17 protein-coding genes are annotated in these 19,153 nt (G+C 62.9%); 8 read left to right on the forward strand and 9 right to left on the reverse strand.

Features of this window, described 5'->3' with window-relative positions; all coding sequences use genetic code 11:
* Positions 1–46: 46 nt before the first annotated feature.
* From V3C40_RS00380 to V3C40_RS00405, 6 genes are all read left to right on the forward strand, one after another.
* Positions 47–217, forward strand: a complete 171-nt coding sequence (locus V3C40_RS00380) for a hypothetical protein (protein ID WP_157808778.1) — start codon at positions 47–49, stop codon at positions 215–217.
* Complete coding sequence (locus V3C40_RS00385; protein WP_034751961.1) at positions 214–1,074, forward strand: alpha/beta hydrolase; 861 nt, start codon at positions 214–216, stop codon at positions 1,072–1,074. The genes V3C40_RS00380 and V3C40_RS00385 overlap by 4 nt, the downstream gene beginning before the upstream one ends.
* A 270-nt stretch (positions 1,075–1,344) precedes the next feature.
* On the forward strand, positions 1,345–2,589 hold the full coding sequence (locus V3C40_RS00390) for an efflux RND transporter periplasmic adaptor subunit (RefSeq protein ID WP_070304626.1): 1,245 nt from the start codon (positions 1,345–1,347) through the stop codon (positions 2,587–2,589).
* A 2-nt stretch (positions 2,590–2,591) separates the two neighbouring features.
* Positions 2,592–5,792, forward strand: a complete 3,201-nt coding sequence (locus V3C40_RS00395; protein ID WP_034751959.1) for an efflux RND transporter permease subunit — start codon at positions 2,592–2,594, stop codon at positions 5,790–5,792.
* Positions 5,793–5,836: 44 nt separating this feature from the next.
* Positions 5,837–7,282 (forward strand): efflux transporter outer membrane subunit, encoded by a 1,446-nt coding sequence (locus tag V3C40_RS00400; protein ID WP_331776838.1) that lies wholly within the window; start codon positions 5,837–5,839, stop codon positions 7,280–7,282.
* A gap of 247 nt (positions 7,283–7,529) precedes the next feature.
* The gene (locus tag V3C40_RS00405; protein ID WP_442907199.1) at positions 7,530–8,087 is read left to right on the forward strand and encodes a fasciclin domain-containing protein; all 558 of its coding nucleotides are present in this window, start codon (positions 7,530–7,532) and stop codon (positions 8,085–8,087) included.
* A 66-nt stretch (positions 8,088–8,153) separates the two neighbouring features.
* Here the strand turns inward: V3C40_RS00405 and V3C40_RS00410 are convergent, their stop codons facing one another.
* From V3C40_RS00410 to V3C40_RS00435, 6 genes are all read right to left on the reverse strand, one after another.
* Complete coding sequence (locus V3C40_RS00410; protein WP_070304632.1) at positions 8,154–8,417, reverse strand: hypothetical protein; 264 nt, start codon at positions 8,415–8,417, stop codon at positions 8,154–8,156.
* Between the two features lie 42 nt (positions 8,418–8,459).
* On the reverse strand, positions 8,460–8,810 hold the full coding sequence (locus V3C40_RS00415; RefSeq protein ID WP_070304634.1) for a hypothetical protein: 351 nt from the start codon (positions 8,808–8,810) through the stop codon (positions 8,460–8,462).
* A 115-nt stretch (positions 8,811–8,925) separates the two neighbouring features.
* On the reverse strand, positions 8,926–9,939 hold the full coding sequence (locus tag V3C40_RS00420) for a serine hydrolase domain-containing protein (protein ID WP_331776137.1): 1,014 nt from the start codon (positions 9,937–9,939) through the stop codon (positions 8,926–8,928).
* Between the two features lie 201 nt (positions 9,940–10,140).
* A complete protein-coding gene (locus V3C40_RS00425) occupies positions 10,141–10,482 on the reverse strand; it encodes a hypothetical protein (protein ID WP_331776138.1) in 342 nt (113 codons plus the stop codon).
* Positions 10,483–10,521: 39 nt separating this feature from the next.
* The gene (locus tag V3C40_RS00430; RefSeq protein ID WP_331776139.1) at positions 10,522–10,884 is read right to left on the reverse strand and encodes a hypothetical protein; all 363 of its coding nucleotides are present in this window, start codon (positions 10,882–10,884) and stop codon (positions 10,522–10,524) included.
* A gap of 222 nt (positions 10,885–11,106) precedes the next feature.
* Positions 11,107–11,418 (reverse strand): hypothetical protein, encoded by a 312-nt coding sequence (locus V3C40_RS00435; RefSeq protein WP_034751951.1) that lies wholly within the window; start codon positions 11,416–11,418, stop codon positions 11,107–11,109.
* 209 nt (positions 11,419–11,627) lie between these two features.
* Between V3C40_RS00435 and ligD the strand changes: the two genes are divergently transcribed.
* Positions 11,628–14,117 carry a DNA ligase D gene (ligD, locus tag V3C40_RS00440; RefSeq protein ID WP_331776140.1) on the forward strand — a complete coding sequence of 830 codons (2,490 nt, stop codon included), beginning with the start codon at positions 11,628–11,630 and terminating at the stop codon, positions 14,115–14,117.
* On the opposite strand, the gene V3C40_RS00445 is transcribed toward ligD, so the two are convergent.
* From V3C40_RS00445 to V3C40_RS00455, 3 genes are all read right to left on the reverse strand, one after another.
* Complete coding sequence (locus V3C40_RS00445) at positions 14,101–16,413, reverse strand: PAS domain S-box protein (RefSeq protein WP_331776141.1); 2,313 nt, start codon at positions 16,411–16,413, stop codon at positions 14,101–14,103. The two genes, ligD and V3C40_RS00445, sit on opposite strands and share 17 nt — an antisense overlap.
* 119 nt (positions 16,414–16,532) lie before the next feature.
* Positions 16,533–17,408 carry a non-homologous end joining protein Ku gene (gene ku / locus V3C40_RS00450; protein WP_331776143.1) on the reverse strand — a complete coding sequence of 292 codons (876 nt, stop codon included), beginning with the start codon at positions 17,406–17,408 and terminating at the stop codon, positions 16,533–16,535.
* Positions 17,409–17,411: 3 nt separating this feature from the next.
* Complete coding sequence (locus V3C40_RS00455; RefSeq protein WP_331776144.1) at positions 17,412–18,398, reverse strand: SDR family oxidoreductase; 987 nt, start codon at positions 18,396–18,398, stop codon at positions 17,412–17,414.
* Positions 18,399–18,525: 127 nt separating this feature from the next.
* On the opposite strand from V3C40_RS00455, the gene V3C40_RS00460 reads away from it, so the two are divergent.
* On the forward strand, positions 18,526–19,095 hold the full coding sequence (locus tag V3C40_RS00460) for a TetR/AcrR family transcriptional regulator (protein ID WP_331776145.1): 570 nt from the start codon (positions 18,526–18,528) through the stop codon (positions 19,093–19,095).
* The last annotated feature ends 58 nt before the right edge of the window (positions 19,096–19,153 follow it).

A 19,153-nucleotide genomic window follows, 5' to 3' on the forward strand; every position in this document is an offset into this window, starting at 1 on the left:
CATCATGGCTTATCGGAATGGAATCTTTGCAGTGCTCGCTCTCGCTATGAGCTCGCTCGCTCTGGCCGCGATGGTATCGACGGATGCGTATTCACTGGCGGCGCAAAGCGAAGCCAGTGCTTACAGCGCCCTGACCCATGAAGTGGGCGGCATCGCCCTGTTGTGCCTGAACGACACGGTACTCGATGCTGCGGTGCAGCCGGTGGTGGCGCAATGAGCGTTGCCGGCACCGTGGCTGAACTGGCTCCTGGCCAGGCGCTGAAGATACGCGATATCCAGGTGCAGGGCGCGCAGGATGCGCTCGCCGCGCGCGTCTACACGGCCGGCGTGCCGGGCGCCAAGCAGTCGAGCCTGATCGTCTTCTTCCATGGCGGCGGCTTTGTTGACGGCGACCTGGACGACGCGGACGACTTCCTGCGCTGCCTCGTGCTGAGCAACCCCGACCACGTGGTGCTGGCCGCGAACTACACCTTGGCGAAGGTGCGGCCATTCCCCGCCGCCGTGGAAGACGCGCATGCCGTGCTGCTGTGGGCAAAAAAGAACAAGTCCAAGCTGGGCTGGACGGGCAAGCAGATGGTGGTGTCGGGCATCGAAGCGGGCGCCAACCTGGCTGCCGTGTGCGCCATGATGTCGCGCGACCGGGGCGGACCGCCCCTCGCGGGCCAGGTGCTGATCATGCCGATGCTCGACCCCGGCCTGTCGACCTGTTCGATGCGCAACTTGCCGACGTGCCCAGACCTGGCGGAAGTGGCTGATCAATGCGCCGCCGCCTACCGTGGCTACCTGCCAAATGCCGCTGACCGTACCCATCCGTACGCGTCGCCATTGCAGTCGAGCCGCCTGAAGAACCTGCCGCCGGCGCTCATCCTGTCCGGAGAAGACGACCCATTGCGCGACGAGGCCGAACAATACGGCAGCAAGCTGATCGCCTGCGGCATCAAGACCACCGTGCGGCGCATGCCCGCCGCGCCGCTGCAGGATGCGGGCGCGCGTAATGAGTGCGCTTGCAAGGTGCATGCCTTGAACGAGATTGCCAGCTTTGTCGCCGGACTGGGGCAGGAGCCCGAGTCATGACGCCGCCATCCGCGGCACCGCAAAAAACTTACACTAATCAGTTTACTTTTTGAGTTTTGGTTGTTACACTACGGAGTGTAGTTCCCATCTTGCCTGAGTTGTGCGATCGCACAGCCAGCTTTGTCGTCCCCGTCCGCTTTTAAATAACTGGCGGCCTGTTTACCTTTGATCGAGCGCCGTCGGGCGCCATGGCACCACCATTCACTTTTTCAGTTGGGTTGCTTCCTGCCGCCCATACCATTAGAAATTTTCATAAAACAGGGAAATAAAATGAAAAACGTTCAACAATTTTCCACTCTGCTGAAGCCCCTGGCTGCCTCGCTCGCGCTGGCGGGACTGGTGGCCGTGAGCCTGGCCGGCTGCGATTCGGCCAATAGCAAGGTGCCCGACGCGCCAGCGGCCGGCGGCCCGCCCATCTCGGCCGCCGCCGTCGTTGAAAAACAGATCACGGAAACGCAGGAATTCTCGGGCCGCCTGGAAGCGATCGAGCGCGTGGAAATCCGCTCGAGAGTCGGCGGTTTCATCACGGCCGTCAATTTCAAGCCGGGCAGCGAAGTGAAAAAGGGCGATGTGCTGTTCGTCATCGATCCGCGCCCATTCCAGGCCGAAGTGTCGCGCGCCGAAGGCACTGCCGCCTCGGCCCGCGCCAAGGCGGAACTGGCCAAGCTGGAACTGTCGCGCGCTGAAAAGCTGCTGGCCGAAAAAGCCATCGCCCAGCGCGAATTCGATGAAAAGGCGTCGGGCCTGAAAGAGCTGGACGCGAATGTCCGTTCGGCGCAGGCCGCGTATGAAGCGGCGAAACTGAACCTGTCGTACACGCAGGTGCAGGCGCCGATCAGCGGCCGCGTCAGCAAGGCGGAAATCACCGTCGGCAACCTGATCGACGCTTCCGCCATCCTCACCTCGGTGGTGTCGACGGACCGCATCTACGCCAGCTTCGACGGCGATGAAGATACCTATCTGCGCGTGGCCGGCACGGCGCAAAAGGGCACGCCCGTCACCGTCAAGGTCGGCCTGGCCAACGAAACGGGCTTCCCGCATGAAGGCAAGCTGGAATTCGTCGACAACCAGCTCGACCCGGCCACGGGCAGCGTGCGCATGCGCGCCACCTTCGCCAACGCCGAGCGCCAGTTGGTGCCTGGCCTGTTCGCGCGCATCCAGCTCGACGGCGGCAACGGCCCGCAGGCGCAAAGCACGGCGCTGTTGATCAGCGACCGCGCCGTCGGCACGGATCAAAGCCGCAAATACGTCTACGTGGTGGGCGCCGACAACAAGGCCGAATACCGCGCCGTCAAGCTGGGCCCGACTTCGGACGGCTTGCGCGTGGTGCGCGAAGGCTTGAAGGCGGGCGAGAAAATCGTCGTCAACGGCTTGCAGCGCGTGCGCCCGGGCGCCCCGGTGACGCCGCAGATAGTGGCCATGGATTTCGATCCGACCGCGCCTGCCGCTCCTGCAAAACCTGAAGCAAAAGATGCCAAGATCGCCGCGAAAGCAGCATCGACTTCCAAGGAATAAACATGAACTTTTCCCGCTTTTTCATCGACAAGCCGATTTTCGCGGCGGTGCTGTCGATCGTCATATTCGTGGCCGGGCTGCTGTCGATTTTCGGCCTGCCCATCTCCGAATATCCCGACGTCGTGCCGCCATCCGTGGTGGTACGCGCGCAGTACCCGGGCGCCAACCCGAAAGTGATCGCCGAAACCGTGGCCGCGCCGCTCGAAGAGCAGATCAACGGCGTCGAGAACATGCTCTACATGTCCTCGCAAAACACGTCCGATGGCGCGATGATGCTGACCGTGACCTTCAAGATCGGCACCAACGTCGAGCAGGCCGAAACGCAGGTGCAGAACCGCGTGCAGCGCGCCTTGCCGCGCCTGCCCGAGGAAGTGCGCCAGATCGGCGTGACGACCGTCAAGTCCTCGCCCAACCTGACCATGGTGGTGCATCTGGTCTCGCCGAACAAGCGCTATGACGATATGTATTTGCGTAACTACGCGGTGCTGAACGTCAAGGATCAACTGGCCCGTTTGCCCGGCATGGGCGACATCCAGATCTTCGGCGCCGGCGACTACGCCATGCGCATCTGGCTCGACCCGCAAAAGGTGGCGGCGCGCGGCATGACGGCCAATGACGTCGTCGACGCGATCCGCGAGCAGAACGTGCAGGTGGCCGCCGGTGTGATCGGCGCCTCGCCAGCGAAGAACTCGGACTTCCAGCTGACCGTCAATACCCAAGGTCGTCTGCAGACGCCCGAGGAATTTGGCGCCATCATCGTGCGCACGAATGCCGATGGCGCCGTGACGCACCTGAAGGACGTGGCGCGCGTGGAAATGGGCGCCAACAGCTACTCGCTGCGTTCGCTGCTGAACAATAATCCGGCCGTCGGCATGGGTATTTTCGAAGCGCCGAACGCCAACGCGCTGCAACTGTCTTCCGACGTGCGCTCCAAGATGGACGAACTGAAAAAAGACTTCCCGCAAGGCGTGGAATACCGGATCGAGTACGACCCGACGCAGTTCGTGCGTTCGTCCATCGAAGCCGTGATCCATACCCTGCTCGAAGCGATTGCCCTGGTGGTGCTGGTGGTGATCATCTTCCTGCAAACCTGGCGCGCATCGATCATTCCGCTGCTGGCCGTTCCCGTCTCCATCGTCGGCACCTTTGCCGTGATGCTGGGCTTTGGCTTCTCGATCAACACCCTGTCGCTGTTCGGCCTCGTGCTGGCCATCGGTATCGTCGTCGATGACGCCATCGTGGTGGTGGAAAACGTCGAGCGCAATATCGAAGAGGGCTTGTCGCCGCGCGACGCCACCATCCAGGCCATGAAAGAGGTCAGCGGTCCTATCGTTGCCATCGCCCTGGTGCTGTGCGCCGTGTTCGTGCCGATCGCCTTCGTGCCTGGTCTGTCGGGCGAGTTCTACCGCCAGTTCGCGCTGACCATCGCCATTTCGACCGTGATCTCCGCTTTCAGCTCGCTGACCCTGGCGCCAGCCCTGTCGGCCGCGCTGCTCAAACCGCACGATGCGCCGAAAGACGCGCTGACGCGCGGCATGGACATGGTCTTCGGCCGCTTCTTCGCCTGGTTCAACCGCTTCTTCGGCCGCGCTTCGCACCGCTATGAAGCTGGCGTAAAAGGCGTGTTGGGCCGCAAGAGCGCTTCGCTGGGTGTGTATGCGCTGCTGGTCGTTGCCGCCATCTTCACCTTCAAGTCCGTGCCGGCCGGCTTCGTGCCAGCGCAGGACAAGCAATACCTGGTGGGCTTTGCGCAATTGCCTGACGCCGCGTCGCTGGACCGCACCGAAGATGTCGTGCGCCGCATGTCCGACGTCATCAAGTCGGTGCCTGGCGTCGAATCGACCATCGCCTTCCCCGGCCTGTCGATCAACGATTTCACCAATGCGCCGAACGCCGGTATCGTCTTCGCCACCCTGAAACCGTTCGACGAGCGTACCAGCAAGGAATTGTCGGGCGGCGCCATCGCGGCCGAGATCAACAAGCGTCTGGGCGGTATCCAGGACGCCTTCATCATGGTCTTCCCGCCACCGCCGGTCAACGGCCTCGGCACCATCGGCGGCTTCAAGATGATGATCGAAGACCGCGGCAATCTCGGCTACGACGCGCTGTACAACGCCACCCAGGCGCTGGCCGCGAAAGCGTACCAGACGCCGGAACTGGCGGGCGTGTTCTCGGGCTACCAGATCAACGTGCCGCAGCTGTTCGCCGACGTCGACCGCGTGAAAGCCAAGCAGATGGGCGTGCAGCTGCAAACGATTTACCAGACCTTGCAGATCAATCTCGGTTCGCTGTACGTGAATGACTTCAACCAGTTTGGCCGCACCTACCAGGTGCGCGTGCAGGCCGATGCGGCGTTCCGTTCGCATGCGCAGGATATCGCGCAGCTGAAGGTACGCAACGACAAGGGCGAGATGATCCCGCTGTCGTCGCTGATGCGCGTCAAGGACAGCTATGGCCCGGACCGCGTGCAGCGCTACAACGCGTATGCCGCAGCCGACTTCAATGGCGGCGCAGCACCTGGCGTATCGAGCGGCCAGGCGCAAGCCGCGCTGGAACGCATCGCCAAGGAAGTGCTGCCGCAGGGGATTTCGTATGAATGGACGGAGCTGACCTACCAGGACATCTTGTCCGGCAATACGATGATCTATGTGTTCCCGCTGTGCGTGCTGCTGGTGTTCCTCGTGCTGGCCGCCCAGTACGAAAGCTGGACCCTGCCGCTGGCCGTGATCCTGATCGTGCCGATGTCGATCCTCTGCGCACTGCTGGGCGTGAAACTGACCGGCGGCGACAACAACGTGTTTACCCAGATCGCGCTGTTCGTGCTGGTGGGGCTGGCGTCGAAGAATGCGATTCTGATCGTGGAATTTGCCCGCGAACTGGAAGAGCATGGCCGTACCGTCGTGCAAGCGGCGCTGGAAGCGTGCCGTCTGCGTCTGCGTCCGATCCTGATGACGTCGATCGCCTTCATCATGGGTGTGGTGCCCTTGGTGTTCTCGAACGGCGCCGGTTCGGAAATGCGCCATGCCATGGGTGTGGCGGTCTTCGCCGGCATGCTGGGCGTGACCTTCTTCGGCCTGTTCCTGACGCCCGTGTTCTACGTACTGCTGCGCACCCTGGCGCAGCGTTTTGAGAAAAAACCAGCCGCCGTTGCCGCCAAGCCTGTCGCCGCGCCAGCGCTGGATCTGGAAGGAGATATATATTGAAAACCAAGGAAATCATCTGGCGCGTCAAGCCCGTGCTGACCGCCATGGCTGCCGCAGTCCTGCTGGCCGCTTGCGCGGCGCCGGAGTTCAAGCAGCCGCAGATCGAGACGCCGGCCGCGTTCAAGGAAGCGCAAACCTTGCCCGCCGTGCAGACGGCGGCCGACGGCACGCGCTGGAAGCAGGGCGTGCCGGCCGAGCGCCAGGCGCGCGGCGAGTGGTGGCTGGCGTTCAATGATCCTGCTTTGACTGGTCTGATCAACGAAGCCACGCAAGCGAATGCCAACCTGGCCATCGCCGCCGCCCGCGTCAAGCAGGCGAGGGCGATTGCCGGCATCGCCGAAGCGGACCGCATCCCGCAAGTAGGCGTGAACGTGGGCGGCCAGCGCAACCGCGCTTCCGCCGTGTCGCTCGGCTTGCCGAACGGCGCGCCGGTGGCGGCCACGAATGTCTACCAGGCCAACCTGACGGCCAGCTACGAAGTCGATCTGTTCGGCCGCGTGGCGTCCAACGTCAGCGCCTCGCGCAGCGATGCGCTGGCCGTGGAAGCGACTTACCGCTCGGTGCTGCTGTCCTTGCAGGCCGACGTGGCGCAAACGTACTTCCAGCTGCGTGCCACGGACGCCGAACTGGCGACCCTGGAGCAGACGGTGCGCCTGCGTGAAGAAAGCGTGCATGTGAACCAGCGCCGCTATGACCTGGGCGACATCGGCGAATTCGATCTGTCGCGTGCCCGCACGGAGCTGTCGACCGTGCGCGCCGAAGCCATCGGCCTGCAGCGCCAGCGCGCCACCAGCGAACATGCGCTGGCCGTCCTGCTGGGCAAACCGGCCGCCAGCTTCACGGCGACCGTCAACCCGCTGCGGGATAGCGGCTTCCTGCCCGTGATCCCGGCCGGCATGCCGTCGTCCCTGCTGGAGCGCCGTCCCGACATCGCGTCGGCGCAGCGCACCATGGAAGCGTCGAATGCGCGCATCGGCGTGGCGAAATCGGCCATGTTCCCGGCCTTGACCCTGAACGCCTCCGGCGGCGGTGCGTCCGATACCTTCTCGGACATCTTCAAGTGGAGCAGCCGCTCCTGGCTGCTGGGCGCCCTGATGTCGATGCCGATCATCGACGGTGGCCGTAATAAAGCTGCCGTAAGCCGCAGCGAAGCGCAGCTGGAAGAGTCGGTGGCGACGTATCGCCAGAGCGTGCTGGTGGCCTTCGCCGAGGTGGAAGACAACCTGGCCGGCCTGCGCATCCTGTCGGGCCAGACGCAGCAGATCGACGAAGCCGTCGTCTCGGCGCGCCGTTCGGCCGACCTGGCGCAAAAGCTGTACGACGCGGGCCGTTCCAGTTACCTGGACCTGCTCGACGCGCAGCGCAACCTGGCGGCCATCGAGCGCAACGCCGTGCAATTGCGCGGCAACCGCGCCGTCACCACGGTGGCGCTGATCCGCTCCCTGGGCGGCGGCTGGGGCGAGACGGAGCCGCAGGTCGCGGCCAACTAGTTTCCGGTCCGCGGCGATAAGCCTGCCGAAAACGGCGTCGTGCTTTGCACGGCGCCGTTTTTTTATGGCTTGCGCAGGCCGGCTTGGCACGCAGCGCGGTAGGTCGGCTTAGCGCATCGCGCGTAAGCCGACACCACCCGCGTCCTCAATCAAGGCCAGACCAAAAAAATAAATTGAATCCAATCCCCGACCCACCACGTAAATACTCCTGCAATCATGCAAACGCCGTCATCCAGGAGATACCATCATGCGCACCTTCGTTCCCGCAGCACTGTTCATTACTTCCATGCTGGCCGCCAGCGCCACGTTTGCCGCCGACATGACGACCATGGTCGGTGGCCAGAGCATGTATCCGTCCAAGGACATCGTCGACAACGCTGTCAATTCGGCCGACCACACGACGCTGGTCGCCGCCGTCAAGGCGGCCGGCCTGGTCGATACCCTGAAAGGCAAGGGCCCATTCACCGTGTTCGCGCCGACGAATGCGGCCTTCGCCAAGCTGCCGGCCGGCACCGTCGAGACCCTGGTGAAACCGGAAAACAAGGCGACCCTGACGAAAATCCTGACCTATCACGTGGTGCCCGGCAAATACGACTTCAAGGCGCTGGCCAAGGAAATCAAGATGCACGACGGTAAAGCCACCTTGCCCACGGCCAGCGGCGGCAAGCTGATGTTCGCCATGAACGGCATGCACAACATCGTGGTGATGGACGAGGGCGGCAACAGCGCCAGCATCAGCACCTACGACGTGTACCAGTCGAATGGCGTGATCAATGTGATCGACTCGGTGCTGATGCCTAAATAAGCGGGCGAAAAACGGACGAAAAAAAAGACAGGGAAAACCCTGTCTTTTTCATTCGTGCCGCCGCGATTACTTGGCTGGCGTTGCTGGCACTGCTGGTTCTGCAGGTGTGGCCGGTGCTGCTTTTTCTGCAGGAGCGGCTTTCTTCGCCTTGTGATGCTTGGCTTTCTTGTGCGCCGCTGGCTTGACGGCGGCTGCCGGCGCTTCTGCCTTGACTGCTGGCGTGGCTGCGACGGCAGGCGTCGCTGGCGTGGCGGCAGGAGCGGCTGGCGCCTGGGCGAAAGCAGCGGTGGCGAACAGGCTGGCGATCAGGGTGGCGATAACTTTTTTCATGATGAAATCCTTGGTATGTGTGGTCAGTAAAGAGTGTCGGAATTACTTGGCTGCTGCTGGTGCCGCTTCGGCGGTGGCCGATGCCAGCTTTTCGTCAGCCTTGGCCTTGGTTTTCTTGGCCTTGTGATGTGCCTTGGCTTTCGTGGTAGCCGCTTCCGCTTTGGCGCTGGCCACTTCCGTTTTTGCGGCGACGACTGCTTTCGCTTCTTTGGCATCCGCTTTGACGACGGCTTGCGCTTCCTTGGCGTCCGCTTTCACGACAGCCTTGGTATGGGCCGCTTCCACTTTGGCAGGAACCGAGGCTGCAGGAGCGGCTGCAGGTGCTGCCGGGGTTTGGGCGAAGGCTGCGGTTGCGAACAGGCCGGCGATCAGGGTAGCAATTACTTTTTTCATGGTGCAGTCCTCAGTGGTGGTTTGTCTGGTATGTCTGTTGGTGCCGGGATGATTCCCGTGTCACTGAGCATAAAACGCGCCCGGGATCGCTGCCGTTGACGGTCATTACAAACGCTTACATCTGCGTGGCACCCGCCTTCAGGATGGCCTTCAGGATGTCTTCCGAACGGCGCTGTCCATAGGGCTTGCCATACGCGTCGGACGCGATGCTGACCACCATGCGGCGCGCAGGTATCACGTAGATCTTGTTGCCGCCATTGCCCGAGGCGAAATGCACGGCGATCTTTTGGCCTCCGATGTCCTGCGTCTTCGCGTACCAGAAATAGCCGTAGCTGTCGGCATAGCGGTCGCCGGCGCCGATGGCCACGCGCGGCGCCAGCGCTGCGTGCAGCCAGGCCGTATCGATCACCCTCTTGCCGTCAACTACGCCGTCGTCGAGCACCATCTGGCCGATTTTTGCCGTGTCGCGTGCGCGCAGCGACAGATTGCCCTGGCCCTTCGGATGGTTGGCCACGTCGCGGCCCCAGCGCCAGCGCGTGATGCCCAGCGGCGCGAACAGCGCCTTGGCGGCGACATCTTCCAGGTCGGCGCCGCTGGCGCTTTCCACCACTCTGCCCGCGATATATGCGCCCAGCGAGTTGTAGCGGTACGTGCTGCCCGGCGCCGTTGCAGACGGCACGCCGCGCACGAAGGCGGCAGGGTCGGGCGCCGCATCGAGCTTGTCTTCATTGCCTGGCGACTGCTCGTCTTCATCGAAGGCGGCCAGGCCCGAACGCATGGTCAGCAGGTCGTCGATGAGCACCTTGCCTGCCGGGCTGCCAGCCACTTCAGGCCAGTAATCTCCCACCGTCTTTGTCGTCGCCAGCTGGCCGCGCGCCACGGCCGCACCCACCAGCAGTGCGGTGATGCTCTTGCCGGCCGAGCGGATGTCGTGCAGGGTGTCGGCCGTCTCGCCGTTGTAATAGCGTTCGGCGACGATGGCGCCATTGCGCAGCACGACGACGGCCCGCAAGTCGCCATGGCTGTCATGGTCCTGGGTGAGCAGGACTTGTTCGAGGGCGGTGGGGGCGTTTTGCGCATTGGCGGCGCAAGGCAGGGAAAGGGCGGTAATCAGCAGCAGGTGGCGCATGGAATAGGCTTCGCGGCGATGGTCGGAGTGCCAGTGTCCACCATCTGCGCCGCTTTGTCGTGCGCAAGCTGCTTTGTTCGCTGAAGTTTGCATGAAGGCGCGCCATGCAAAAAGGACAGCCGAAGCTGTCCCTGGGAATGCGGGCGAAGTGGCCACGCAAGCGCAGACCCGGCGGATGCGTTTGCGTGGCGTCGTTCGCGCTTACTTCGCCGGCGCTGCCGGTGCTGCCGGAACGGTTTCCGCCGCTTTCGCCGCATCCGCTTTTACTTTCGCCTTGTTCGCCTTGTGATGGGCCTTGGCCTTGGTGACTTTGGCGTCGGCCTTGACGCTGGCCACGTCTGCTTTTGCATCGGCGACGACGGCCGCTTCTTTTGCATCGGCTTTCACGACGGCCTTGGTTTCCTTGGCTTCAGCCTTGACCACGGCTTTCGTGTGGGCCGCTTCCGCCTTGGCTGGAGCCGATGCTGCCGGAGCGGCAGGGGTTTGAGCGAAGGCTGCGGTAGCGAACAGGCCGGCGATGAGGGTGGCGATAACTTTTTTCATTGTGTTTTCCTGGCGAGTGATAAGCGATTGTGTGGGGAATTACTTGGCTGCTGCTGGTGCTGCTTCGGCGGTGGCCGATGCCAGCTTTTCGTCAGCCTTGGCCTTGGTTTTCTTGGCCTTGTGGTGTGCCTTGGCTTTCGTGGTAGCCGCTTCCGCTTTGGCGCTGGCCACGTCCGTTTTTGCAGCGACGACTGCTTTCGCTTCTTTGGCATCCGCTTTGACGACGGCTTGCGCTTCCTTGGCGTCCGCTTTCACGACAGCCTTGGTATGGGCCGCTTCCACTTTGGCAGGAACCGAGGCTGCAGGAGCGGCTGCAGGAGCTGCCGGGGTTTGGGCGAAGGCTGCAGTTGCGAACAGGCCGGCGATCAGGGTAGCGCTCAGGTTGAAAATGCGTTTTTTCATGGTGCAGTCCTCAGTGGTGGTTTGTCTGGTATGTCTGTTGGTGCAGGGATGATTCCCGTGTCACTGAGCATAAAACGCGGCCCGGAATGTTACCGTTGACCTTGTTTACACTTTCTTACAATCGGCTGATTTAAGCGACGTTAATTGAAGAAGGCGGCGTAAAAATGCAAAAAGACAGCCGAAGCTGTCTTTTTGCATGGCGCATGAAACGCGCTGTAGGGATTATTTGGCTGCTGCTGCGGTCGCTTCAGTTTTGGCTTCGTCAGCCTTGGCCTTGGCTTTTTTCGCTTTGTGATGGGCTTTTTCCTTGGTGACTTTGGCGTCGGCCTTGGCGCTGGCAACATCGGCTTTCGCATCGGCGACGACGGCCGCTTCCTTGGCATCGGCTTTGACTACGGCCTTGGTTTCCTTGGCTTCCGCTTTTGCCACTTCCTTGGTGTGCTTGGCTTCGGCCTTGGCAGGTGCGGCTGGCGTTTGAGCAAAGGCTGCGGTAGCGAACAAGCCGGCGATCAGAGTAGCGATTACTTTTTTCATGGTGCAGTTCCTCAAGAAGTGGGTTTGTAGTTCAGGAGATCAGCCCCCTGTCACTGAGGCAAAAACGCGCCGTGCGGCAATACCGTTGACACGTTTTTTTCTAATTACAAACACTTACATTTGCGGCGCAGGCACTCTGTTAGCTGGCGTACCGCGCCATGACCTGCAGCGGACTAGACTCGAAGCCATCATCACCGCATGGGGCCGCCATGAAAGCCGCCTTGAAAACGTATCAAGCCAAACGTAATTTCGCCGTCACGCCCGAGCCTGCAGGTGGCGACGAGGATGCAAACGACGTGCTCACCTTCGTCATCCAGAAGCACTGGGCCAGCCGTTTGCACTATGACTTTCGGCTGGAACTCGACGGCACGATGAAAAGCTGGGCCGTGCCGAAAGGCCCCAGCTACGACCCGCGCGACAAGCGTATGGCCGTGCAGGTGGAAGACCATCCGATTGCGTATGCCAGCTTTGAAGGCACGATCCCCGAAAAACAGTATGGCGCGGGCAAGGTCATCATCTGGGATAAAGGGACGTGGCAGCCCCAGCCAGCCACGCCCGATGCGCGCAAGGCGCTGGCGGCCGGCGAACTGAAATTCACCTTGCATGGCCACAAGATGCATGGCAAGTGGGTGCTGGTGCGCATGAAGGGCCGGGAAGACAAACGCAGCGAAAAGCAGCCTGCCTGGCTGCTGATCAAGGAAAAAGACGACTATGCGCGGCCGGTACAGGAATTTTCTGTCGTGGACGAGTTCCCCGACAGCGTCCGGAACAAGGCCATGCCCAAGCGCAAGGTGGCTGCCGCGCCGCCAACTGCCGAGTTGTCCGCCACCCTGTCGCCCCAGCTGGCCACCCTCGTCGATGCACCGCCGCCGGATGCGCAAGACTGGATTTTCGAGGTGAAATTCGACGGCTACCGCATCCTCGCGCGTTGCGATGGCGATCATATTGCGTTAATCACGCGCAATGGCAATGACTGGACAGCAAAATTGCCGAAGTTGCGGCAGGCGTTGGAACAGTTGAGCTTGCCGCCCGGCTGGTATGACGGTGAAATCGTCGTCAACGATACCAGCGGGCACCCGGATTTTGGCGCCTTGCAGCGCGCGTTCGACGCGGAAACGACCAGCGAGATCGTGTACTACCTGTTCGACGTGCCGTACTTCGATGGCCACGATCTGCGGGGCCAGCCCGTCGAGGCGCGCAGGGCGCTGCTGCAAGGGCTGCTGCAGAGCTTGCCCGCGTCGCCCCTGGTGCGCTTCAGCGACGCGCTCGATGCCGCCCCGCAGCGGCTGCTGGACCACGCCTGCCGCCTGGGACTGGAAGGGGTGGTCGGCAAGCGGCGCGGATCGCCCTACGTCACGCGCCGCTCGGGCGACTGGATCAAGCTCAAATGCGGCTTGCGCCAGGAATTCGTCATCGGCGGCTATACGGCGCCGCAGGGCGCGCGCGAAGGGATCGGTTCGCTGTTGCTGGGCGTGCATGATGAGCAGGGCAAGCTGCGCTATGCAGGCAATGTGGGCAGCGGCTTTGACGATGCCAGCCTGCGCGACTTGCGGCGCCAGCTCGATGCGCTGGCTATCGAGACGAGTCCGTTTGAAGGCAAGGCGGGCGGCGTGCGCCAGCCCATCTGGGTCCGGCCGCAATTGGTGGCCGAAGTGAGTTTTGCGCAATGGACCAGTGGCGGCGCCGTGCGCCATGCCGTGTTTCACGGCTTGCGTGAAGATAAAAAGCCGGCCGCCATCGTGCGCGAGCGGGCGCGGCGAATCGAGAAGGAGAAGACAATGGAGAGCAAATCCATGCCGGACTGTACCTTACCGGCCAGTTTCAAGGTCAGTCATGCGGATCGCGTGATCGACAGCGACAGCGGCGCCAGGAAGATCGATCTGGTGTGCTATTACGCGCTGGTGGGCAAGCTGATGCTCGTACACCTGCGCGGGCGCCCCGTGTCGCTGGTGCGTGCACCCGCTGGCGTCGGAGGCGAGCTATTTTTTCAGAAACATGTTGACACTTCGACAATGCCGGGTATCAAACAGCTCGATGCACGGCTGGACCCGGAGCACCCGCCCATGCTGGAAGTGGCCAGCCTGCAAGGGCTGTTGTCCGCGGCGCAGTGGAATGTGGTGGAATTTCACACGCAAAACGCGCTGGCCAGCGCCTATGACACGCCGAACCGCCTGGTGTTCGACCTGGACCCGGGCAAGGGCGTGGCCTGGCCCGCCATTCGCGAAGCGGCCATACTGCTGCGCGCCTTCTTGACGGAGCTGGGCTTGCCCGCCTGGCTGAAAACCAGCGGCGGCAAGGGTTTGCACGTGGTCGTGCCGATCCGGCCCAGGCACGACTGGGACACGGTAAAAGCGTTTTCGCAAGCCATCGTGGCGCACATGGCGCGGCACATCCCGGAGCGGTTTGTCGTCAAGAGCGGTCCCGCAAATCGCGTCGGCAAGATTTTCATCGATTATTTGCGCAACGGCCGGGGCGCCACCACCGTGTGCGCGTGGTCGGCCCGCACGCGCTCGGGGCTGGGCATTTCCGTGCCGCTGGCCTGGGAGGAACTCGACGAGCTGGAGGCGGGCGACCAGTGGAACGTGGGCAATGTGCACAGCCGTCTCGGCGTGGGCAATACCCCGTGGGACGGCTATGCGCGCAGCGCGAAAGGCCTCGACGCGGCCATGAAAAAGCTGGCTTTTACGCCTCCGGCTTGAGCGGCAGGGTGGCGCGCGCCAGTTGCAGGGCTTCCTCGATGGCAGCGTTGAGCTGGGGAATCTCGACGGGTTTGGTCAGGTAGCGGAAAAAGCCCGAGGCCAGGCCATGCCGGATGTCGCCCTTCATGGCGTTGGCCGTCAGGGCGATGACGGGGATGTGCGCCGTGCGCGCATCGTTGCGCAGGATGCGCTGCGCCTGGTTGCCATTCATGCCGGGCAGATTGATATCCATCAGGATGACGTCGGGATGGCGTTCCAGCGCCAGCGCGATGCCCTGGCGCGCGTCGGTGGCCGAGATCATGCGCAGGTGGGGCAGGAAGCTGACGATGTCTTCCACCAGACGCAGGCTAGCCGGATTGTCTTCCACGTACAGCAGCAGCGCCTGGCCGCCGTCATCGTCCCCGCTGTCGCCGGCGGGCTCGGGCAGATATTCCGTGTCCGGCTGCCGGCTGGCGGGCGGCGCGGCCGTGGTGCCCAGTTCGATCCAGAATACGCTGCCCACGCCAATGCAGCTGTGCACGCCCATGCTGCCGCCCATCAGTTCGACCAGGCGCTTGGTGACGACGAGGCCGATACCCGTGCCTTCCTCGCTGCCCGCCTCCTGTCCCAGGCGGTTAAACGGCTGGAACAGTTCCGCCACCTGCGCCTCGTCCAGGCCCTTGCCCGTGTCGCGGATGGCGATGCGCACGTGCTGCGCATCGGGCTGCGAAATTTCCAGCTCCACCTTGCCGTCCGGGCGGTTGTACTTGATGGCGTTCGACAGCAGATTCAGCAGGACTTGCTTGAGGCGCGTATGGTCGGCCCGGACCGTAAGCGGCTCGCAAGCGGGAAAAACCAGGTGGATATGACGCTGCTGCGCCTGCTCTTCCACCATCACGCGCACTTCCTCGATCAGCGCGGGCAGCGTCACCGCTTCCATCGACAGGCTCAGGCTGCCCGATTCGATCTTTGCCAGGTCGAGGATTTCATTGATCAGGGTAAGCAGGTGGCGCCCCGACGTGACGATGTTCTGCACGAAGGCGCGCTTTTGCGGCACGGTGGCGGGCAAGGATTCGTTGGCCAGCAGCTGGGCAAAGCCGAGGATGGCGTTCAGCGGCGTGCGCAGTTCATGCGACATGCTGGTGAGAAAGCGGTCTTTCGCCTGGCTGGCCCGCTCGAGTTCTATTTTCTGTTCGTTGAGCGTGCGCTCGATGCGCTTGCGCTCGGTGATGTCGCGGATGGCCGACGAGACCAGCACGCCTTCGTCCGTTTCCAGCGGCGACAGGCTGATTTCGACGGGAAACTCGGTGCCATCGCGGCGCAAGCCGTACAGTTCCAGGCCCGCGCCCATGGAGCGGGCGCGCGGCGCCGTGGAAAACGACTGGCGGTGGCGCGGGTGATCGTGTGCATAGCGGGCCGGGATCAGCACTTCCACGTTGCGCCCCAGCAGTTCCGCGCGCGAGTAGCCGAACAGGCGTTCCGTCTGCGAATTGACGAGCACGATTTCGCCATCGCCGTTGACGATGACGATGGCGTCCGGCGCCGATTCGAGCAGGCCGCGGAATTTCTGCTCGGCCCGGCGGCGGTCGCTGACGTCGCGGATGGCGCTGATGACGAAGGTGCCGATCTCCGTCTGGATCGGCGACAGGCTGATTTCGACGGGGAACTCGATGTTGTCCTTGCGCAAGCCCAGCAATTCCAGGTCGGCGCCCATGGTGCGCGTGCGCGGCTGGTCGAAATAGCGCGAGCGGTGCGCCACGTGCGAATGGCGCAGGCGTTGCGGCAGCAGGCTATCGATTTGCCTGCCGTTCAATTCGCCTTCCGCGTAGCCGAACAGGCGTTGCGCCTGCTCGTTGGCCAGCACGATGGCACCCGTGGCATTGACCATGATGACGCTGTCCGGCGTCGATTCGAACAGCACGCGGTAGCGCACGTCGACGAACTGGGCGTCGCGCGCCGCCTTCAGCAAGGTCGTGTCCTTCATGGTGGAAATCAGGTAGCGTGGCGCGTCCACTCCCGCCTGCGCGGTCTGGCACGCGACATCGACGTAGATGAGCTCGCCATCCTTGCGCCGCCGCAGCGATTCGCGGTCGTAGCTGCCGTGCTGGGCCAGCTGCTCGTCGATCAGCGGGGACGCTTCGGCCTGTCCCGGCAGGGAGATCAGCTCCCACAGCGTCTGACCCAGCGCTTCTTCGCTGGCATAGCCGAAAATGCGCTGCGCACCGGGCGTCCAGCGCACGACGACATGATCTTCGTTCGTGATGACAACGCCGCCAGGGGCACCGCTGAGGATAAGCTGATCTAACTCGGCATCCATTTTTTCCGCACGCGTGACAGGGCTTGCCGGGCGGCACGCCTGTGCATAACGTAGCGAGAAGCCTGATCAAAGTCAATGCATTTGTATTATTGAAGAGTCTCCCGGGCCGCATGGGTGGTTCAGGCCGCCTTGCGTCTCGATGGTGTCGGTTTGCGGGCAGTGGACGAGGCCGCGCGCTTGCGGGCCGGTGCGGCGGGCGCTTTCTTGCCCAGGCTTTGCTGCAGCAGGGCGACCAAGTCGATGACGTTGCTGCCTTGCTCTTCTTCCCGCTCGGGGGCGGGCGGTGTGATGGTCTTGGTCTGTCGGGCCTTGATTTTCTTCTTCACCAGCGCCAGCACGTCTTCGCGGTAGCTGTCGCGGTATTGCCCGGGTTCCCACTCGTCGCTCATGCCTTCGACCAGCGACAGGGCCATTTTGAGCTCCTTGTCGGAAATACCTGCCGCCCTCATGGTGTTGGGCGGCAAGTCCAGGTCATCCGTGGGGCGGATTTCATCGGCGTAGCGCAGGGTGTTGAGCACGATGGCGTCGCCCACGCACACGAGCGCGCACAAATGCTGCTTGGTGCGCATGACCACGCTGGCGATGGCTACCTTGTTGGCTTTGCGCAAGGTTTCGCGCAGCAGTGCATAGACTTTCTCGCCACCCTTGGCGGGCAGCAAATAATACGGATGCTCGTAAAAGGTCAACGGTACCTCGGCCGCATCGACAAAGGTGTCTATGTCGATGGTTTGCGTGGCCTTCACATTGGCTTGCCGTAAATCCTCCTCGGACAGCACCACGTACTCATCTGTCTTGTATTCATAGCCCTTGATGATGTCGTCCCACTCGACTTCCTTGCCCGTCTTCTTGTTGTAGCGCTTGTAGCCGATGGGGGCGAAGTCGCGCCGGTCCAGCATGGACAAGTCCAGTTCATGGTCGAGACTAGCGGAAATCAGCTCGACGGGGATGTGCACGAGGCCGAAACTGATGGCGCCTTTCCACAGTGCGCGCGCCATCGCTTATTCCCCCACGCTGCCGGTGATGGGCAGGACGATGCCGCTGATGTAGCTGGAACAGGCGGGCGAGGCCAGGAAGACGTAGGCGGGCGACAGTTCTTCCGGCTGGGCCGGGCGGCGCATGTCCGTGTCCTGGCCGAATTTCTGGATGTCCTCGGGCGACTTGTCGGCCGGATTGAGCGGCGTCCAGACGGGGCCGGGCGCGATGGCGTTGACGCGGATGCCCTTGTCGAGCAAGTTGCCTGCCAGCGCCATGGTAAACGCATGGATGGCTCCCTTGGTGGTGGAATAGTCGAGCAAGTGCTTCGAGCCTTGCAAGCCCGTCACCGAGCCCGTGTTGATGATGGACGCGCCCCGCTGCAAATGGGGCAGCACGGCCTTGGCCATGTGAAAGTAACCGTAGACATTGGTTTTCATGGTGAGGTCGAAGCGTTCCTCGCTCAGGTCGAGCAGCGACTCGGCATGTTCCTGGAAGGCGGCGTTGTTCACCAGCACGTCGATATGCGTGAACTTGGCCAACACCTGGCTGACGGCTTCCTGGCAAAAGCCCTGGTCGCGCACGTCGCCGGGAATCAGGAGGCAGCTTTGGCCTTCCGCTTCCACGTAGCGCTTCGTTTCGTGGGCATCGGCGTGTTCGTTCAGGTAAATAATGGCCACGTCGGCCCCTTCGCGCGCATACAGCACGGCTACGGCGCGGCCGATGCCCGAATCGCCGCCCGTGATGACGGCCACCATGCCGGCCAGCTTGCCGCTGCCGCAGTAGTCGGGCGCCAGGAAGCGCGGTTGCAACTGCATCTCGCCTTCGATGCCAGGCTTGTCCAGGTGCTGGGCGGGCAGGGGAGGAGCAGGCTGGCTGCGGTGGCCCGTCTGCACGGGCGGCTTGCTTTCCTGGCCGGATTTGGCGGCATCGTGCTGCTGATCGTGCTGATCCTGCTCCTGTTGGATGCTGCGCTGCAAATTGCCGGCGGACTGGTCCTTGTTCTCGTTCATGCTGGCCTCCTTGTAAACGAAGGTCCAGTATCGGCGCGGCACCCGCATCAAACGGTGCGCTCGCTAACAGAGTGGCGAAAACGGGTGTAAAGTTATATGATGATTGACATAAATGTGGGAGGGTAGCATGAAAGTAAGCAGGGAACAGGCGGCGCTGAACCGCGAGCGCATCGTGGAGGTGGCGGGCAGATTGTTCCGCGAAAAGGGTTATGACGGCATCGGCGTGGCCGACCTGATGAAGAACGCGGGCCTCACGCATGGCGGCTTCTACGGCCATTTCGCGTCCAAGGAAGACTTGATGATCGAGGCGTGCCAGCATGCCCTGGAGAAATCGCTGGAAGGCTGGCGGGCGAAGGCCGCCAGCGACCCGCAGCGGGCGCTGCCGGCGATTATCGACAACTATCTGACCACCCGGCACCGCGACCAGCCCGGCGGCGGCTGCCCGGCGGCCGCCATGGGCGTCGATGCGGCGCGCATGTCGCCCGGCGCGCGTCCCGTGTTTACGAAGGCGACGCAGCAGCAGTTCGCGCTGCTGGAAGGCTTGCTGCCCGACGGCGCACCGGAAGAGCGGCGCCAGCAGGCGATCGCCACGTTCGCCGCCATGGTGGGTGCCATGGTGCTGGCGCGCTGCGTCGATGACGAGGTGTTATCGGCGGAAATCCTCGACGCCGTGAAGGCGCAATTGCTGCAAGAGTAAGTACGTCCCCCTGTCAGCCGGCCTCGTCGCATGATAGGCTTCGGTTTTCAGATTTTGG

The organism is Janthinobacterium sp. LS2A, assembly GCF_036543145.1.
Classification (GTDB): Bacteria; Pseudomonadota; Gammaproteobacteria; order Burkholderiales; family Burkholderiaceae_D; genus Janthinobacterium; species Janthinobacterium aestuarii.

What these genes read in the sequence shown, in the direction of transcription:
- V3C40_RS00380 (WP_157808778.1), top strand. Translation starts at nt 47, where the DNA reads ATGAGCTCGCTCGCTCTGGCCGCGATGGTATCGACGGATGCGTATTCA.
- V3C40_RS00400 (WP_331776838.1), top strand. Translation starts at nt 5,837, where the DNA reads ATGGCTGCCGCAGTCCTGCTGGCCGCTTGCGCGGCGCCGGAGTTCAAG.
- V3C40_RS00430 (WP_331776139.1), bottom strand. Translation starts at nt 10,884, where the DNA reads ATGAAAAAACGCATTTTCAACCTGAGCGCTACCCTGATCGCCGGCCTG.
- V3C40_RS00420 (WP_331776137.1), bottom strand. Translation starts at nt 9,939, where the DNA reads ATGCGCCACCTGCTGCTGATTACCGCCCTTTCCCTGCCTTGCGCCGCC.
- V3C40_RS00435 (WP_034751951.1), bottom strand. Translation starts at nt 11,418, where the DNA reads ATGAAAAAAGTAATCGCTACTCTGATCGCCGGCTTGTTCGCTACCGCA.
- V3C40_RS00390 (WP_070304626.1), top strand. Translation starts at nt 1,345, where the DNA reads ATGAAAAACGTTCAACAATTTTCCACTCTGCTGAAGCCCCTGGCTGCC.
- V3C40_RS00410 (WP_070304632.1), bottom strand. Translation starts at nt 8,417, where the DNA reads ATGAAAAAAGTTATCGCCACCCTGATCGCCAGCCTGTTCGCCACCGCT.
- V3C40_RS00415 (WP_070304634.1), bottom strand. Translation starts at nt 8,810, where the DNA reads ATGAAAAAAGTAATTGCTACCCTGATCGCCGGCCTGTTCGCAACCGCA.
- ligD (WP_331776140.1), top strand. Translation starts at nt 11,628, where the DNA reads ATGAAAGCCGCCTTGAAAACGTATCAAGCCAAACGTAATTTCGCCGTC.
- V3C40_RS00385 (WP_034751961.1), top strand. Translation starts at nt 214, where the DNA reads ATGAGCGTTGCCGGCACCGTGGCTGAACTGGCTCCTGGCCAGGCGCTG.
- ku (WP_331776143.1), bottom strand. Translation starts at nt 17,408, where the DNA reads ATGGCGCGCGCACTGTGGAAAGGCGCCATCAGTTTCGGCCTCGTGCAC.
- V3C40_RS00445 (WP_331776141.1), bottom strand. Translation starts at nt 16,413, where the DNA reads ATGGATGCCGAGTTAGATCAGCTTATCCTCAGCGGTGCCCCTGGCGGC.
- V3C40_RS00395 (WP_034751959.1), top strand. Translation starts at nt 2,592, where the DNA reads ATGAACTTTTCCCGCTTTTTCATCGACAAGCCGATTTTCGCGGCGGTG.
- V3C40_RS00460 (WP_331776145.1), top strand. Translation starts at nt 18,526, where the DNA reads ATGAAAGTAAGCAGGGAACAGGCGGCGCTGAACCGCGAGCGCATCGTG.
- V3C40_RS00405 (WP_442907199.1), top strand. Translation starts at nt 7,530, where the DNA reads ATGCGCACCTTCGTTCCCGCAGCACTGTTCATTACTTCCATGCTGGCC.
- V3C40_RS00455 (WP_331776144.1), bottom strand. Translation starts at nt 18,398, where the DNA reads ATGAACGAGAACAAGGACCAGTCCGCCGGCAATTTGCAGCGCAGCATC.
- V3C40_RS00425 (WP_331776138.1), bottom strand. Translation starts at nt 10,482, where the DNA reads ATGAAAAAAGTTATCGCCACCCTCATCGCCGGCCTGTTCGCTACCGCA.